General features: G+C 60.2%; 18 protein-coding genes. 17 read left to right on the top strand and 1 reads right to left on the bottom strand.

Annotation, left to right across the window (positions count from 1 at the left end; all coding sequences use genetic code 11):
• Nucleotides 1-651: a DNA oxidative demethylase AlkB gene (alkB, locus tag ACLD4F_RS06585; protein ID WP_000884991.1), complete on the top strand. Its 651-nt coding sequence runs from the start codon at nt 1-3 to the stop codon at nt 649-651.
• A 75-nt stretch (nt 652-726) separates the two neighbouring features.
• Nucleotides 727-2,370: a multidrug ABC transporter permease/ATP-binding protein gene (locus ACLD4F_RS06580; RefSeq protein ID WP_350389577.1), complete on the top strand. Its 1,644-nt coding sequence runs from the start codon at nt 727-729 to the stop codon at nt 2,368-2,370.
• Between the two features lie 208 nt (nt 2,371-2,578).
• On the opposite strand, the gene eco is transcribed toward ACLD4F_RS06580, so the two are convergent.
• The gene (gene eco, locus ACLD4F_RS06575; protein ID WP_076728217.1) at nt 2,579-3,073 is read right to left on the bottom strand and encodes a serine protease inhibitor ecotin; all 495 of its coding nucleotides are present in this window, start codon (nt 3,071-3,073) and stop codon (nt 2,579-2,581) included.
• A 413-nt stretch (nt 3,074-3,486) separates the two neighbouring features.
• Between eco and napF the strand changes: the two genes are divergently transcribed.
• The 15 genes from napF (at nt 3,487) to ACLD4F_RS06500 (ending at nt 15,739) form a co-directional block, all read left to right on the top strand.
• Nucleotides 3,487-3,978: a ferredoxin-type protein NapF gene (gene napF / locus ACLD4F_RS06570; protein WP_000228069.1), complete on the top strand. Its 492-nt coding sequence runs from the start codon at nt 3,487-3,489 to the stop codon at nt 3,976-3,978.
• Nucleotides 3,968-4,231 (top strand): chaperone NapD, encoded by a 264-nt coding sequence (gene napD / locus ACLD4F_RS06565; protein ID WP_001260058.1) that lies wholly within the window; start codon nt 3,968-3,970, stop codon nt 4,229-4,231. The genes napF and napD overlap by 11 nt, the downstream gene beginning before the upstream one ends.
• Nucleotides 4,228-6,714, top strand: coding sequence for a nitrate reductase catalytic subunit NapA (gene napA, locus ACLD4F_RS06560; RefSeq protein WP_000778097.1), 2,487 nt, complete (start codon nt 4,228-4,230; stop codon nt 6,712-6,714). The genes napD and napA overlap by 4 nt, the downstream gene beginning before the upstream one ends.
• A gap of 6 nt (nt 6,715-6,720) precedes the next feature.
• Complete coding sequence (gene napG / locus ACLD4F_RS06555; protein ID WP_000091679.1) at nt 6,721-7,416, top strand: ferredoxin-type protein NapG; 696 nt, start codon at nt 6,721-6,723, stop codon at nt 7,414-7,416.
• Entirely contained in the window at nt 7,403-8,272 is an 870-nt protein-coding gene (napH, locus tag ACLD4F_RS06550; RefSeq protein WP_080108223.1) for a quinol dehydrogenase ferredoxin subunit NapH, read from the top strand. Before napG ends, napH begins: the two co-directional genes overlap by 14 nt.
• A gap of 115 nt (nt 8,273-8,387) precedes the next feature.
• Nucleotides 8,388-8,837 carry a nitrate reductase cytochrome c-type subunit gene (gene napB, locus ACLD4F_RS06545; protein WP_000835182.1) on the top strand — a complete coding sequence of 150 codons (450 nt, stop codon included), beginning with the start codon at nt 8,388-8,390 and terminating at the stop codon, nt 8,835-8,837.
• Between the two features lie 9 nt (nt 8,838-8,846).
• Nucleotides 8,847-9,449: a cytochrome c-type protein NapC gene (gene napC, locus ACLD4F_RS06540; protein WP_000431778.1), complete on the top strand. Its 603-nt coding sequence runs from the start codon at nt 8,847-8,849 to the stop codon at nt 9,447-9,449.
• Nucleotides 9,450-9,469: 20 nt separating this feature from the next.
• Nucleotides 9,470-10,087, top strand: a complete 618-nt coding sequence (gene ccmA / locus ACLD4F_RS06535) for a cytochrome c biogenesis heme-transporting ATPase CcmA (protein ID WP_000888532.1) — start codon at nt 9,470-9,472, stop codon at nt 10,085-10,087.
• A complete protein-coding gene (gene ccmB / locus ACLD4F_RS06530; RefSeq protein WP_000990033.1) occupies nt 10,084-10,743 on the top strand; it encodes a heme exporter protein CcmB in 660 nt (219 codons plus the stop codon). The genes ccmA and ccmB overlap by 4 nt, the downstream gene beginning before the upstream one ends.
• A gap of 51 nt (nt 10,744-10,794) precedes the next feature.
• Nucleotides 10,795-11,532, top strand: coding sequence for a heme ABC transporter permease (locus tag ACLD4F_RS06525; RefSeq protein WP_411010739.1), 738 nt, complete (start codon nt 10,795-10,797; stop codon nt 11,530-11,532).
• Nucleotides 11,529-11,741: a heme exporter protein CcmD gene (gene ccmD, locus ACLD4F_RS06520; RefSeq protein WP_000074108.1), complete on the top strand. Its 213-nt coding sequence runs from the start codon at nt 11,529-11,531 to the stop codon at nt 11,739-11,741. The genes ACLD4F_RS06525 and ccmD overlap by 4 nt, the downstream gene beginning before the upstream one ends.
• Nucleotides 11,738-12,217, top strand: coding sequence for a cytochrome c maturation protein CcmE (ccmE, locus tag ACLD4F_RS06515; protein WP_001053600.1), 480 nt, complete (start codon nt 11,738-11,740; stop codon nt 12,215-12,217). The genes ccmD and ccmE overlap by 4 nt, the downstream gene beginning before the upstream one ends.
• A complete protein-coding gene (locus ACLD4F_RS06510) occupies nt 12,214-14,145 on the top strand; it encodes a heme lyase CcmF/NrfE family subunit (protein WP_411010738.1) in 1,932 nt (643 codons plus the stop codon). Before ccmE ends, ACLD4F_RS06510 begins: the two co-directional genes overlap by 4 nt.
• The gene (gene dsbE, locus ACLD4F_RS06505) at nt 14,142-14,699 is read left to right on the top strand and encodes a thiol:disulfide interchange protein DsbE (protein ID WP_000828299.1); all 558 of its coding nucleotides are present in this window, start codon (nt 14,142-14,144) and stop codon (nt 14,697-14,699) included. The genes ACLD4F_RS06510 and dsbE overlap by 4 nt, the downstream gene beginning before the upstream one ends.
• Nucleotides 14,696-15,739 carry a cytochrome c-type biogenesis protein CcmH gene (locus tag ACLD4F_RS06500; protein WP_080075178.1) on the top strand — a complete coding sequence of 348 codons (1,044 nt, stop codon included), beginning with the start codon at nt 14,696-14,698 and terminating at the stop codon, nt 15,737-15,739. Before dsbE ends, ACLD4F_RS06500 begins: the two co-directional genes overlap by 4 nt.
• The last annotated feature ends 15 nt before the right edge of the window (nt 15,740-15,754 follow it).

The following is a 15,754-nucleotide window of genomic DNA, read 5'->3' as shown; positions in this document are numbered from 1 at the left end:
ATGCTGGATCTATTTGCTGATGAAGCGCCCTGGCAAGAGCCCCTGGCGCCTGGCGCGGTGGTGTTGCGCCGCTTTGCGTTTCGCGCGGCGCAGTCGCTATTAGATGATATCGGGTTTGTCGCCAGTCAGTCTCCGTTTCGTCAGATGGTGACGCCGGGCGGTTACACCATGTCGGTGGCGATGACCAACTGCGGCGCGTTAGGGTGGACCACCGATCGTCACGGTTATTGTTATGCCGTGCGCGATCCGTTGACCGATAAACCCTGGCCTGCGCTGCCGTTATCGTTTGCCAGCGTATGTCGTCAGGCGGCAATCGCGGCAGGGTATGCGAGCTTCCAACCGGACGCCTGCCTGATCAATCGCTACGCGCCCGGCGCAAAACTGTCGCTGCATCAGGATAAAGACGAGCCGGATCTGCGCGCGCCTATCGTCTCAGTTTCGTTGGGGGTGCCGGCGGTTTTTCAGTTTGGCGGCCTGCGTCGCAGCGATCCGCTCCAGCGGATCTTACTGGAGCATGGCGATATCGTGGTCTGGGGCGGCGAGTCCCGGCTGTTTTATCATGGTATCCAGCCGCTTAAAGCGGGCTTTCATCCCATGACCGGTGAATTTCGTTACAATCTCACCTTCCGTCAGGCGGCTGAAAAAGAATAAAAATAAGAATTATTATTGCTGTGCAGGTGGAGTTAGTTAAACTGCGGGCTGTTATTATCGGTCCGGGTTGTATGCATGGAACTTCTTATTCTTGTCTGGCGGCAGTACCGCTGGCCATTTATTAGCGTGATGGCGCTGAGCCTCGCCAGCGCGGCGCTGGGGATTGGCCTGATCGCGTTTATCAATCAGCGCCTGATTGAAACGGTGGACACCACCGTCATGGTGCTGCCGGAATTTCTCGGTCTGCTCCTGTTACTAATGGTCGTCACATTAGGTTCCCAACTGGCGCTCACCACTCTGGGACACCATTTCGTTTACCGCCTGCGCAGCGAATTTATCAAGCGCATTCTGGATACGCACGTTGAACGCATTGAGCAACTGGGCAGCGCCTCTTTACTGGCCGGTCTGACCAGCGATATTCGCAATATTACTATCGCCTTTGTGCGTCTGCCTGAGCTGGTGCAGGGCATTATCCTCACCGTCGGCTCGGCGGCGTATCTGGCGATGCTATCGACAAAAATGCTGCTGGTTACGGCTATCTGGATGGCGGTCACTATCTGGGGCGGATTCGTGCTGGTGGCGCGGGTTTACCAGCATATGGCGACCCTGCGCGAGACCGAAGATAAGCTGTACAACGACTATCAGACGGTGCTGGAAGGACGCAAAGAGCTGACGCTAAACCGCGAGCGTGCGGAGCAGATTTTTCAGCAATGCTATATCCCGGACGCCAAAGAGTATCGTCATCACATTATCCGTGCCGATACTTTTCATCTGAGCGCCGTTAACTGGTCGAATATCATGATGCTGGGAGCGATAGGCCTGGTCTTCTGGATGGCGAATAGTCTCGGCTGGGCGGATACCAACGTCGCGGCGACCTATTCACTGACGTTGCTGTTCCTGCGCACGCCGCTGCTGTCTGCGGTGGGGGCGTTGCCAACGCTACTGACCGCCCAGGTGGCGTTTAATAAACTGAATAAATTCGCGCTCGCCCCGTATAAGCCTGATTTTCCACAGCCGAAAGCCTTTCCCGACTGGAAGACGCTGGAGCTGCGCAACGTGGTTTTTCACTATCAGGATAACGCGTTTTCCGTGGGGCCCATCAACCTGACGATTCACCGCGGCGAACTGCTGTTTTTAATTGGCGGCAACGGTAGCGGGAAATCGACGCTGGCCATGTTATTGACCGGATTATACCAGCCGCAATCGGGAACGATTTTACTTGATGGTCAACCTATTGCCGCCGGACAGCCGGAAGATTATCGCAAACTGTTTTCTGCGGTGTTCACCGATGTGTGGTTATTCGACCGCCTGCTGGGGCCGCAGGGGAAACCCGCCAATCCCGCTCTGGTCGAAAAGTGGCTTGAGCACCTGAAAATGACGCACAAGCTGGAGCTAAACGACGGGCGCATTTTGAATATTAAACTGTCGAAAGGGCAAAAAAAGCGCATTGCACTGCTGCTGGCGCTGGCGGAAGAGCGCGATATTATTTTGCTGGATGAGTGGGCCGCCGATCAGGACCCGCATTTCCGCCGGGAGTTTTATCAGGTACTGTTGCCGTTAATGCAGGAAATGGGCAAAACCATTTTCGCCATCAGCCATGATGATCACTATTTTATTCACGCCGATCGTCTGCTTGAAATGCGTAATGGGCAGTTAACCGAACTCACCGGCGACGAACGTGACGCCGCTTCGCGTGATGCGGTTGCGCGTACTGCGTAATGGATTATGGCGCCGGATAAACCGCCTGATGGCAGCCCTACGTCCGCACGCGGGTAGGCCTGATAAGATGCCACGCGTCGACACCAGGCATCGGGGTATTTTTTGCTGCGGGCGAGCGGGTTTCCAGACGTGTTTTAAAAAGAACCCCGGAGCGCTGCGTGAGTCGGCGTGTTCAGATGCCCGGTAAGTGTGACCGGGCAGCGTAACATCATCGCGCGACGGCGTTCTGTACGTTAGCGTCCGCTTTCCAGATGCGGTATTTCACGTCCACATTCGCCGGGGTATACACCACGATCGGCAGCTTGCTGTTGTAGCGCACCATCCCGTCTTCACCCAGCCAGGCGGTGACGAATTTTTGCTCTTTCTTACCGTCAGGGCAGGCCATCATGGTTGATACCGGAGAGGTGACGTTATCAAAGACATAATAGTCATAGCCCCAGCCTTCCAGCGTTTTTGTTTCCAGCGTGCCGCCGAGGCGATGCTGGTTACAATCCACATTCAGCGTTTGGCCAATCAACAGTTCCACTTTGAGGGTAGATTCATCCTGCTGAGGGGCAAGGGTTATCACTTGCCGCTTCATTCCTTTTTCCGCCTGCGGATAGGGGGCGATTTTCTCCAGCGGCTGGGCGGTATCGCTATTGTTAGCCCAGGCAGAGGCGCTGGCGAGGGCGGCGAAGACGACGGCAGGGACAAACATCTTCATTTGATTGTTCACAGTATTTCCTTTCTGCTGTTTTCGGTATGCACGGGCAACAGATTAACACATTCATATTATCTATTAATCTGTATTTACTCATATTTTCAAGATTATTAATAAAATAGCGTCTTTTTATATAGTGGAATATTCCGATATTGATAATGTAAATGAAATTATCAACTATTAGTGATTTTCGTTATATAAGCATCTATATAACTCATTGAAATGTGAGAAAAAGCACGTTTACGGGTCTTTACCCGGCACTCTTTTGATCCGGCAACAGCATTTACCTCTATCGGGGTATGCATCTCTTACACATCCTGAAATATCTTATTTACAAAAACAACTACTCATAAATTGTACGGTTTTTATTGGTATTCACTCCCTATGGAAGCGTGTCGTTATGGAAGGGCGATATCATGGTTGATTTATCCCGTCGAAGCATGTTGACCGGCAGTTGGCGCAACGCCAGCAATGGGATTCTTCCGCCGTGGGCCAGAGAAACAACCTATTTTCTCGCACATTGTCTGCGTTGCGACGCCTGCATCCAGGCGTGTGAGGCCGACATCCTGCAGCGAGGGGCGGGGGGATATCCGAGCGTAGATTTCAAACGGGGCGAGTGCAGCTTTTGTTATGCCTGTGCGCAGGCCTGTACCGAATCGCTTTTTCTTCCGCGCCACACCAGGGCCTGGGATCTGATTTTTACGCTCACGGAAAACTGCCTCGCCAGGCAATCGGTTGAATGCCATCGCTGCCAGGACAGTTGTGAACCTATGGCCATTACCTTTCGTCCCACGCTATCCGGCATTTACCAGCCGCAGCTTGACTCGCAGGCCTGTAACGGATGCGGGGCGTGTGTGGCTATCTGTCCCGTGTCAGCCATCAAAGCGGAGAACCACCATGCGCACTAACTGGCAGGTCTGTAGCCTGGTCGTGCAGGCCAAAAGTCAGAACATCGCCGCCATTGGCACACAGTTGAACACGTTGCCGGGTTGCGAAGTCGCGTTAAGCGACGTTGAAAGCGGGCAACTGATCGTGGTGGCGGAAGCAGATCAGAGTGAAACGCTGATGCAAACAATTGAGTCAGTACGCAATGTCGAGGGCGTACTGGCGGTGTCGCTGGTTTATCACCAGCAGGATGAGCAAGGTGAGGAAACACCATGAAACTCAGTCGTCGTAGCTTTATGAAAGCTAACGCCGTTGCGGCCGCTGCGGCGGCTGCCGGTCTGAGCGTGCCGGGCGTCGCCCGCGCCGTTGTCGGGCAGCAGGAAGCCATCAAATGGGATAAAGCGCCGTGCCGTTTTTGCGGAACGGGTTGCGGTGTGTTGGTGGGAACGCAGCAGGGCCGTGTGGTCGCCTGCCAGGGCGACCCCGACGCGCCGGTCAACCGTGGTCTGAACTGCATTAAAGGCTACTTCCTGCCCAAAATCATGTACGGTAAAGATCGTCTGACGCAGCCGATGCTGCGCATGAAAGACGGCAGCTATCACAAAGACGGCGAGTTTACGCCGGTGAGCTGGGAACAGGCCTTCGATGTGATGGAAGAGAAGTTTAAAACCTCCCTGAAAGAGAAAGGACCAGAAGCGATCGGCATGTTTGGGTCGGGTCAATGGACCATCTGGGAAGGCTATGCCGCCGCAAAACTGTTCAAGGCTGGTTTCCGCTCTAACAACATTGACCCGAACGCGCGTCACTGCATGGCCTCGGCGGTGGTGGGCTTTATGCGCACCTTTGGCATGGATGAACCGATGGGCTGCTACGACGATATCGAGCAGGCCGATGCGTTTGTGCTATGGGGTTCCAACATGGCGGAGATGCACCCGATTTTATGGTCGCGCATCACTAACCGCCGTTTGTCCGACCCGAACGTGAAGGTTGCCGTCCTCTCCACCTTCCAGCACCGCAGCTTTGAACTGGCGGACAACGGTATTGTCTTTACCCCGCAAAGCGATCTGGTGATCCTTAACTATATCGCGAATTACATTATTCAGAACAACGCGGTAAATCAGGATTTCTTCACAAAGCATGTGAACCTGCGTAAAGGGGCGACGGATATCGGCTACGGCTTACGCCCGACGCACCCGCTGGAAAAAGCGGCGAAGAATCCGGGCTCCGACGCTTCCGAACCGATGAGCTTCGACGAGTATAAAGCCTTCGTGGCGGAATATACGTTGGACAAGACTGCTGAAATGACCGGCGTGCCGAAAGATCAACTGGAACAGTTGGCACAGCTCTACGCCGATCCGAATAAGCGCGTGATCTCTTACTGGACGATGGGTTTTAACCAGCATACCCGCGGCGTGTGGGCGAATAACCTGGTTTACAACCTCCATCTGCTGACCGGAAAAATCTCCCAGCCTGGCTGCGGTCCTTTCTCGCTGACCGGCCAGCCTTCCGCCTGCGGTACGGCGCGTGAAGTGGGAACCTTCTCACACCGTCTGCCCGCAGACATGGTCGTGACGAACGAAAAACACCGCGATATCTGCGAAAAACACTGGCAGATCCCTGCTGGCACTATTCCGGCAAAAGTGGGTTTACACGCGGTGGCGCAGGATCGCGCGTTGAAAGACGGCAAGCTGAACGTCTACTGGGTAATGTGTAATAACAATATGCAGGCCGGGCCGAACATCAATGAAGATCGGATGCCGGGCTGGCGCGATCCGCGTAACTTCATCATTGTCTCCGATCCTTACCCGACGGTGAGCGCGCTGTCTGCGGATCTGATCCTGCCGACCGCCATGTGGGTTGAGAAAGAAGGCGCTTACGGCAACGCCGAACGCCGCACGCAGTTCTGGCGTCAGCAAATTAAAGCGCCGGGCGAAGCTAAATCCGACCTCTGGCAACTGGTGCAGTTCTCCCGTCGTTTTAAAACCGAGGAGGTCTGGCCGGAGGCGTTGCTGGCCCAGAAGCCGGAGCTGCGCGGTAAAACGCTGTATGACGTTCTGTTCGCCACGCCGGCGGTCAGCAAATTCCCGCTGAGCGAGCTGAAAGAGGATCAGTTAAACGATGAGTCTCGTGAACTGGGCTTCTATCTGCAAAAAGGGTTGTTTGAAGAATATGCCTGGTTTGGACGTGGCCACGGGCACGATCTGGCGCCGTTCGACGATTACCACAACGCGCGCGGTCTGCGCTGGCCGGTCGTCGAAGGCAAAGAGACGCAATGGCGTTACAGCGAAGGCAACGACCCGTATGTAAAAGCGGGGGAAGGGTACAAATTCTACGGTAAACCGGATGGCAAAGCGGTGATCTTCGCGCTGCCATTTGAACCCGCGGCGGAGTCGCCGGACAACGAGTACGATCTGTGGCTTTCCACCGGTCGCGTGCTGGAACACTGGCATACCGGCAGTATGACGCGCCGCGTGCCTGAATTGCATCGCGCCTTCCCGGAAGCGGTGGTCTTTATTCACCCGCTGGATGCGAAAGCGCGCGATCTGCGTCGTGGAGATAAGGTTAAAGTGTCGTCCCGCCGCGGCGAAGTGATTTCGATTGTCGAAACGCGTGGACGTAACCGTCCGCCGCAGGGACTGGTGTATATGCCGTTCTTCGATGCCGCTCAGCTAGTGAACAACCTGACGCTGGATGCGACGGACCCGCTCTCTAAAGAGACGGACTTCAAGAAGTGCGCCGTTAAGCTGGCGAAGGTGTAACGCGTTATGTCCCGTACAGCGAAACCCCAAAATGGCCGCCGCCGCTTCCTGCGTGATGTTGTGCGCACTGCGGGCGGGCTGGCGGCGGTTGGCGTGGCGCTGGGCTTGCAACAGCAAACCGCGCGCGCAACGGGCGTGCGGCTGCGTCCGCCTGGCGCGCTGAATGAAAATGTCTTCGCCAGCGCCTGTGTGCGCTGCGGGCAGTGCGTTCAGGCGTGTCCATACGACACGCTAAAACTGGCGACGCTGGCCTCCGGGCTATCGGCAGGCACGCCCTATTTCGTCGCTCGCGACATCCCCTGCGAAATGTGTGAAGACATTCCGTGCGCCAAAGTCTGCCCCAGCGGGGCGCTGAATAAAGATATCGCCTCCATTGATGACTCGCGCATGGGGCTGGCGGTGCTGCTGGATCAGGAAAACTGCCTCAACTTTCAGGGGCTGCGCTGCGACGTTTGTTACCGCGAATGCCCGAAAATCGATGAGGCCATCACGCTGGAGCTGGATCGCAACATGCGCACCGGCAAACATGCGCGCTTTCTGCCCACCGTACACAGCGACGCCTGTACCGGCTGCGGCAAATGCGAAAAAGTCTGCGTACTGGAGCAACCAGCGATAAAAGTGTTGCCGTTGTCATTGGCGAAAGGGGAGTTAGGACACCATTACCGCTTCGGCTGGCTGGAGGGGAAAGATGGCAAATCGTAAACGCGACGCCGGGCGAGAAGCGCGGGCGAAAAAAGGCTGGTGGCGTAGCCACCGCTGGCTGGTGTTACGTCGTATCAGCCAGTTTATGGTGCTGGGGATGTTTCTCAGCGGCCCGTGGCTGGGCTTTTGGGTTTTGCATGGCAACTACAGCAGTAGTTTGCTGTTCGATACCCTCCCGTTGACCGATCCGCTGATTACCCTGGAAAGTCTCGCCAGTGGACATCTTCCCGCTACCGTGGCGCTGACGGGAGCAGTGATTATCACTGTGCTGTATGCGCTGGCGGGAAAGCGACTATTTTGCAGTTGGGTTTGCCCGCTAAACCCCGTTACCGATTTGGCTAACTGGATGCGCAGGAAATTTGACCTGAACCAGTCTGCGACGATTCCACGCCATATACGGTACGTCCTTCTGGTGGTGGTGTTAATCGGTTCGGCGTTGACCGGCACGTTGCTGTGGGAATGGATTAATCCCGTGTCGCTGTTAGGTCGTAGTCTGATTATGGGATTTAGTAGCGGCGCGTTGCTGATTATTGCTTTGTTTTTATTTGATTTATTAGTCGTTGAGCACGGTTGGTGCGGTCATATTTGCCCGATGGGCGCGCTGTATGGCGTGCTGGGCAGTAAAGGCGTAGTGACCGTGACGGCCAAAAAACGTGAGAAATGTAATCGCTGTATGGATTGTTTTCATGTTTGCCCGGAACCGCATGTGCTACGTGCGCCGGTGCTGGATGAGCAAAGCCCGGCGCAGGTCACTCACCGCGACTGCATGACCTGCGGTCGCTGCGTGGATGTCTGTTCTGAGGATGTTTTTACAATAACGATACACAATATCATTCGGGATGCATCGCGGCGATAAGCGAGGAAATCCCCAGGAGCATAGATAACGATGTGACTGGGATTTTGGAGCGCAGCCAACAAAGAGGCAGCTCGAAGGATGAAGTGTAAATGCGATGGAGTTCGGGAGCGAAACAATGAAAAGCCATGACCTGATGAAAGCGCTGTGTCAATGGATGGCCACGCTTGCCCTGGTGGTAAGTGGTGCGGTTTGGGCGGCAAACGGAGTGGATCTGAGCCAGTCGCCGGAAGTATCCGGGACGCAGGAAGGGGCGATTCGTATGCCGAAAGAGCAGGAACGTATGCCGCTAAATTACGTCAACCAGCCGCCGATGATCCCGCACAGCGTCGAGGGCTACCAGGTGACGACCAATACCAACCGCTGTCTGCAATGCCACGGCGTGGAAAGTTATCGTACGACGGGCGCGCCGCGTATCAGTCCGACGCACTTTATGGACAGCGACGGTAAAGTGTCGGGCAACGTCGCGCCGCGTCGTTATTTCTGCCTGCAGTGCCACGTACCGCAGTCTGATACCGCGCCGATTATCGACAATACCTTTACCCCCTCGCAAGGTTACGGGAAATAAGAGGTCATTATGGAAAATTCTAACCGTAAACCTGGCTGGATAAAGCGCGTCTGGCGATGGTGGCGCAGCCCCAGCCGCCTGGCGCTGGGGACGCTGCTGTTAATCGGTTTTATCGGCGGCATCATCTTCTGGGGCGGCTTCAATACCGGAATGGAAAAAGCTAACACCGAAGAGTTTTGTATTAGCTGCCATGAAATGCGCAACACGGTGTATGAGGAGTATATGGAAACCGTCCACTACAACAACCGTAGCGGCGTTCGCGCCACCTGTCCTGACTGCCATGTGCCGCATGAGTGGGGGCCGAAGATGATCCGTAAGATCAAAGCCAGTAAAGAACTGTACGCGAAGGTATTTGGGCTGATAGATACACCGCAGAAATTTGAAGCTCATCGCCTGACAATGGCACAAAATGAGTGGCGGCGCATGAAAGACAACAACTCGCAGGAATGCCGTAACTGCCACAATTTCGACTTTATGGATCTGACCGCGCAAAAAGGCGTCGCGGCGAAAATGCACGATCAGGCGGTAAAAGATGGACAGACCTGTATCGATTGCCACAAAGGGATCGCGCATAAACTGCCGGATATGCGTGATGTTAAACCAGGTTTCTGACAGGACGTTGATGAGTGGGAATGCTTGAAGCCAGAGATCTGTACTGCGAGCGGGACGAGAGGACGCTGTTTCGCGGGCTGTCGTTCACCGTGGACGCCGGGGAGTGGGTGCAGGTCACCGGCGGCAACGGCGCGGGAAAAACCACCCTGCTGCGCCTGCTGACCGGGCTGGCGCGCCCGGACGGCGGCGAGGTGTACTGGCAGGGCGAGCCCCTGCGCCGCGTGCGCGACAGCTTCCATTCCGGCCTGCTGTGGATAGGGCACCAGCCGGGGATAAAAACCCGCCTGACGGCGCGGGAGAACCTGCACTTCTTCCACCCCGGCGACGGCGCGCGTCTCCCGGAGGCGCTGGCGCAGGCCGGGCTGGCGGGATTTGAGGACGTGCCGGTCGCCCGGCTCTCGGCCGGGCAGCAGCGCCGGGTGGCGCTGGCCCGCCTGTGGCTGACCCGCGCCGCGCTGTGGGTGCTCGACGAGCCGTTCACCGCCATTGACGTTAACGGCGTGGCGCGCCTCACCCGGCGGATGGCGGCGCACACGGCGCAGGGCGGGATGGTCATTCTCACCACCCACCAGCCGCTGCCGGGGGCCGCGGACACCGTCCGCCGCCTGGCGCTGACCGGCGGGGAGGCAGGGCTGTGATGTGGCGTGTCTTCTGTCTCGAACTGCGCGTGGCGTTCCGCCACGGCGCGGACATCGCCGGCCCGCTGTGGTTCTTCCTGATGGTCATCACCCTGTTTCCGTTAAGCGTCGGGCCGCAGCCGCAGCTGCTGGCGCGTATCGCGCCGGGCATCATCCAGGTGGCGGCGCTGCTGGCCTCGCTGCTGGCGCTGGAGCGGCTGTTTCGCGACGACCTGCAGGACGGCAGCCTGGAGCAGCTGATGCTGCTGCCGGTGCCGCTGCCGGCGGTGGTGCTGGCGAAGGTGCTGGCCCACTGGGCGGTGACCGGCCTGCCGCTGATTATGCTCTCCCCGCTGGTGGCGCTGCTGCTGGGGATGGACGTGTACGGCTGGAAAATCATGGCGCTGACGCTGCTGCTCGGCACGCCGGCGCTGGGGTTTCTCGCCGCGCCGGGCGTCGGGCTGACGGCCGGCCTGCGGCGCGGCGGCGTCCTGCTGGGCATTCTGGTGCTGCCGCTGAGTGTCCCGGTGCTGATTTTCGCCGCCGCGGCGATGGACGCGGCATCGATGCATTTACCCGCTGACGGCTATCTGGCGGTGCTGGGGGCGCTGCTGGCGGGCAGCGCGACGTTAAGCCCGTTCGCCACTGCGGCGGCGCTGCGCCTCAGCGTGCAGTAGCGCCCCGGCGCGACGGACATTTTACTGGTTTCAGGAGGTCAGGTGACGACTATGTGGAAAACCCTTCATCAGCTGGCGGCGCCGCCCCGGCTGTATCAGATTTGCGGCAGGCTCGTGCCGTGGCTGGCGGCGGCCGGCATCATCGCGCTGGCCACCGGCTGGGTCCGGGGCTTTGGTTTCGCCCCGGCGGACTACCAGCAGGGGGAGGGCTACCGCATTATGTACCTGCATGTCCCGGCGGCCATCTGGTCAATGGGTATCTATGCGGCGATGGCGGTGGCGGCGTTTACCGGGCTGGTCTGGCAGATGAAAATGGCCAGCCTTGCCGTCGCGGCGATGGCGCCGGTGGGGGCGGTGTACACCTTCATCGCGCTGGTCACCGGCGCGGCGTGGGGCAAACCGATGTGGGGCACCTGGTGGGTGTGGGACGCGCGCCTGACCTCGGAGCTGGTGCTGCTGTTTCTCTACGCCGGGGTCATCGCCCTGTGGCACGCCTTTGACGACCGCCGGATGGCCGGGCGCGCGGCGGGCATTCTGGTGCTGGTCGGCGTGGTGAACCTGCCGGTTATCCACTATTCCGTCGAGTGGTGGAACACCCTGCACCAGGGCTCGACGCAGATGCAGCAGAGTATCGACCCGGCGATGCGCTCGCCGCTGCGCTGGGCCATCGCCGGCTACCTGCTGCTCTTTATGACGCTGTCGCTGATGCGGATGCGCAACCTGATTTTACTGATGGAAAAACGCCGCCTGTGGGTGAGCGAACTGATACTGAAAAGGGGGCACCGGTGAGTCCGGCATTTTCATCGTGGAGCGATTTTTTCGCCATGGGCGGGTACGCCTTTTTTGTCTGGCTGGCGGTGGCGATGACCGTGGCGCCGCTGGCGCTGCTGGCGCTGCACACGGTGCTGCAGCGCCGGGCCATTCTGCGCGGCGTGGCGCAGCAGCAGGCGCGCGAGGCGCGGATGCGTGCCGCACAGGCGCAACAGGAGGCCGCGTGAACCTGCGACGTAAAAACCGGCTATGGGTGGTCTGCGCGGTGCTGGCGGGCCTGGCGCTGACCACCGCCCTGGTCCTGTACGCGCTGCGCGCGAATATCGACCTGTTCTATACCCCCGGCGAAATCCTCTACGGCAAGCGCGAGACGCAGCAGCTGCCGGCGGCGGGCCAGCGCCTGCGCGTCGGCGGGATGGTGATGCCCGGCAGCGTCAGGCGCGACCCGGACTCGCTGAAGGTGAACTTCAGCCTCTACGACGCCGAAGGGTCGGTGACGGTGAGCTATGAGGGGATACTGCCGGACCTGTTCCGCGAGGGCCAGGGGGTGGTGGTGCAGGGCACCCTGGAGAAGGGCAACCACGTCCTGGCGCACGAGGTGCTGGCCAAACATGACGAGAACTACACCCCGCCGGAAGTGGAAAAAGCGATGCAGGAAAACCACCGCCGCCCGCAACGCGCTGATAAGGACACCTCATCATGATGCCTGAATACGGCCACGCGCTGCTGTGCCTGGCGCTCGGCGTGGCGCTGCTGCTGTCCGTTTACCCGCTGTGGGGCGTGGCGCGCGGCGACGCGCGGATGATGGCGTCGGCCGGGGTGTTCGCCTGGCTGCTGTTCATCTGCGTGGCGGGCGCGTTTTTCGTGCTGGTGCACGCCTTTGTGGTTAACGACTTCACCGTGGCCTATGTCGCCGGCAACTCGAACACGCAGCTGCCGGTGTGGTACCGGGTGGCCGCCACCTGGGGGGCGCACGAGGGCTCGCTGCTGCTGTGGGTGCTGCTGATGAGCGGCTGGACCCTGGCGGTGGCGGTGTTCAGCCGGCAGGTGCCGGCGGATATCGTCGCCCGGGTGCTGGCGGTGATGGGGATGGTCTGCGCCGGTTTTCTGGCGTTCATCCTGTTCACCTCCGGCCCGTTCACCCGCACGCTGCCGGCCTTTCCGGTGGAGGGGCGCGACCTGAACCCGCTGCTGCAGGACCCGGGGCTGATTTTCCACCCGCCGCTGCTGTATATGGGCTATGTCGGCTTCTCGGTGGCCTTCGCCTTCGCCATCGCCGCGCTGCTGAGCGGGCGTCTGGACAGCGCGTTCACCCGTTTTGCCCGCCCGTGGACGCTGGCGGCGTGGGTGTTCCTGACGCTGGGCATCGTGCTCGGCTCGGCGTGGGCCTACTACGAGCTGGGCTGGGGCGGCTGGTGGTTCTGGGACCCGGTGGAGAACGCCTCCTTTATGCCGTGGCTGGCGGGCACCGCCCTGCTGCACTCGCTGGCGGTCACGGAACAGCGCGCCGGCTTTAAGGCGTGGACGCTGCTGCTGTCCATCTGCGCCTTCTCGCTGTGCCTGCTGGGCACCTTCCTGGTGCGCTCCGGGGTGCTGGTGTCGGTGCACGCCTTCGCCTCCGACCCGGCGCGCGGAATGTTTATCCTCGCCTTTATGGTGCTGGTCACCGGCGGCTCGCTGCTGCTGTTCGCCGTGCGCGGGCACAGGGTGCGTTCGCGGGTGAACAACGCGCTGTGGTCGCGCGAGTCGCTGCTGCTCGGCAACAACGTCCTGCTGATGGCCGCCATGCTGGTGGTGCTGCTGGGCACCCTGCTGCCGCTGGTGCACAAACAGCTGGGGCTGGGCAGCATTTCGGTGGGGGAGCCGTTCTTTAACACCATGTTCACCTGGCTGATGGTCCCCTTTGCCCTGCTGCTGGGGGTGGGGCCGCTGGTGCGCTGGGGCCGGGACCGGCCGCGTAACATCAGGAAACTGCTGTGGGCTGCCGTTGTCACCACCCTGGTGCTGTCGGTACTTTTGCCATGGCTGCTGGAAGATAAAATCATCGCCATGACGGCGGTGGGGATGGCGATGGCCTGCTGGATTGCGGTGCTGGCGGTGGCCGAAGCCGTACAGCGCGTGTCCCGCGGCGCCAGGATTTCCCTCAGCTACCTGGGGATGGTGGCGGCGCACCTCGGGCTGGCGGTGACGATTACCGGCATCGCCTTCAGCCAGAATTACAGCGTGGAGCGTGACGTGCGGATGCGGGCGGGCGACAGCGTGACCATTCACGACTACCGCTTCACCTTCCGGGAGGTGCGGGACATCACCGGCCCCAACTACCGCGGCGGGGTGGCCCTCATCGGGGTGACGCGCCACGGCGAGCCGGAGGCGGTGCTGCACGCGGAGAAACGGCTCTACAACACCAGCCGGATGGTGATGACCGAGGCGGCGATTGACGGCGGGCTGACCCGCGACCTGTACGCCGCGCTCGGGGAGGAGCTGGACAACGGCGCGTGGGCCGTGCGCCTGTACTACAAACCGTTTGTCCGCTGGATATGGGCCGGGGGGCTGCTGATGGCGCTGGGCGGGCTGCTGTGCCTGGCGGACCCGCGCTACCGCCGCCGTAAACCATTGCCGGAGGCCGGATGAAACGCAACGTACTGTTATTACCGTTACTGATTTTTCTGCTGATTGCCGCGGCGCTGCTGTGGCAGCTGGCGCGCAACGCGCAGGGGGATGACCCGACGAATCTCGAATCGGCACTGACCGGAAAGCCGGTGCCGGCGTTCCGCCTGGAATCGCTGGAGACGCCGGGTCAGTACTACCAGGCGGAGGTGCTGACGCAGGGGAAACCGGTGCTGCTTAACGTCTGGGCCACCTGGTGCCCGACCTGCCGCGCCGAGCATCAGTACCTGAACCGGCTGGCCGCGCAGGGTATCCGGGTGGTGGGGCTGAACTATAAGGACGACCGGGCGAAGGCGGTGGCCTGGTTAAAGGAACTGGGCAACCCGTATGCGCTGAGTTTATCGGACAGCGACGGGATGCTGGGGCTGGACCTGGGCGTGTACGGCGCGCCGGAAACCTTCCTCATCGACGGCAGGGGGATTATCCGCTACCGCCATGCGGGCGATTTGAATGCCCGGGTATGGGAAAGTGAACTGAAACCGCTGTGGGACAGATACAGCCGGGAGGCGGCGCAATGAGACTGTTACCGGGCATGGTGATGCTGATGCTGGCGCTGGTTATCGCCGGGTCAGCGCGGGCAACCACCGACGTGATGCCGTTTAAAGATGAAGCGCAGGAGCAGCAGTTCCGCCAGCTCACGGAGCAGCTGCGCTGCCCGAAATGCCAGAACAACAGCATTGCGGACTCGAACGCGATGATAGCCACCGACATGCGCCGCAGGGTGTATGACCTGATGCAGGAGGGGAAGAGCCGCCAGGAAATCATCGATTACATGGTGGCGCGCTACGGCAACTTTGTCACCTACGACCCGCCGCTGACCCCGCTGACGGTGCTGCTGTGGGTGCTGCCGCTGGCCGCCATCGTGGCGGGCGGCTGGATAATCGTTGCCCGCACGCGCCGGCGGGTGCGCCTGCGCCGGGAGCCGCTGCCGGCGGACACCCCGGTTTGCGGCGCGCGCGCCGGGTGGGGCGTTTACGTGCCGGGGGCCGTCATTGCGCTGGCGGTCGGCGCCGGCAGCTACGCCCTGACCGGCAGCTATCAGCAGGTCAGGGCCTGGCAGCAGGCGACGGCGCAGACGCCGGGGCTGCTGGCGCGGGCGCTGGACCCGCAGGCGCAGCCGCTGAATGAAGAGGAGATGGCGCGGCTGGCGCTGGGGCTGCGCACCCGCCTGCAAAATGATGCCGGCAATGTTGAGGGCTGGCTCATGCTGGGGCGCACCGGTATGGTACTGGGTAATGCCGGTACCGCCACCGGGGCGTATGCGAACGCCTACCGTCTGGACCCGAAAAACCGCGATGCGGCGCTGGGCTACGCGGAGGCGCTGACGCGCTCGTCCGACCCGGAGGATAACCGCCGCGGCGGGGAGCTGCTGCGCCGGCTGGTGAGCCGCGACCACACGGATATCCGGGTGTTAAGCCTGTATGCGTTTAACGCCTTTGAGCAGCAGCGCTTTGGCGAGGCGGTGGCGGCCTGGGAGATGATGCTGAAGTTACTGCCGGCGGGTGACGCCCGGCGGGCGGTGATAGAGCGCAGTATCCGGCTGGCGCAGGAGAAATAATGCCCTGACGGCCCG

Origin of the sequence: Salmonella sp. 741265050_HSA, assembly GCF_046569445.1 — a bacterium.
GTDB classification, from domain to species: Bacteria; Pseudomonadota; Gammaproteobacteria; order Enterobacterales; family Enterobacteriaceae; genus Salmonella; species Salmonella enterica.
Note: the sequence above shows the minus strand (reverse complement) of the source record. Positions and strands in the feature narration are given on the sequence as shown.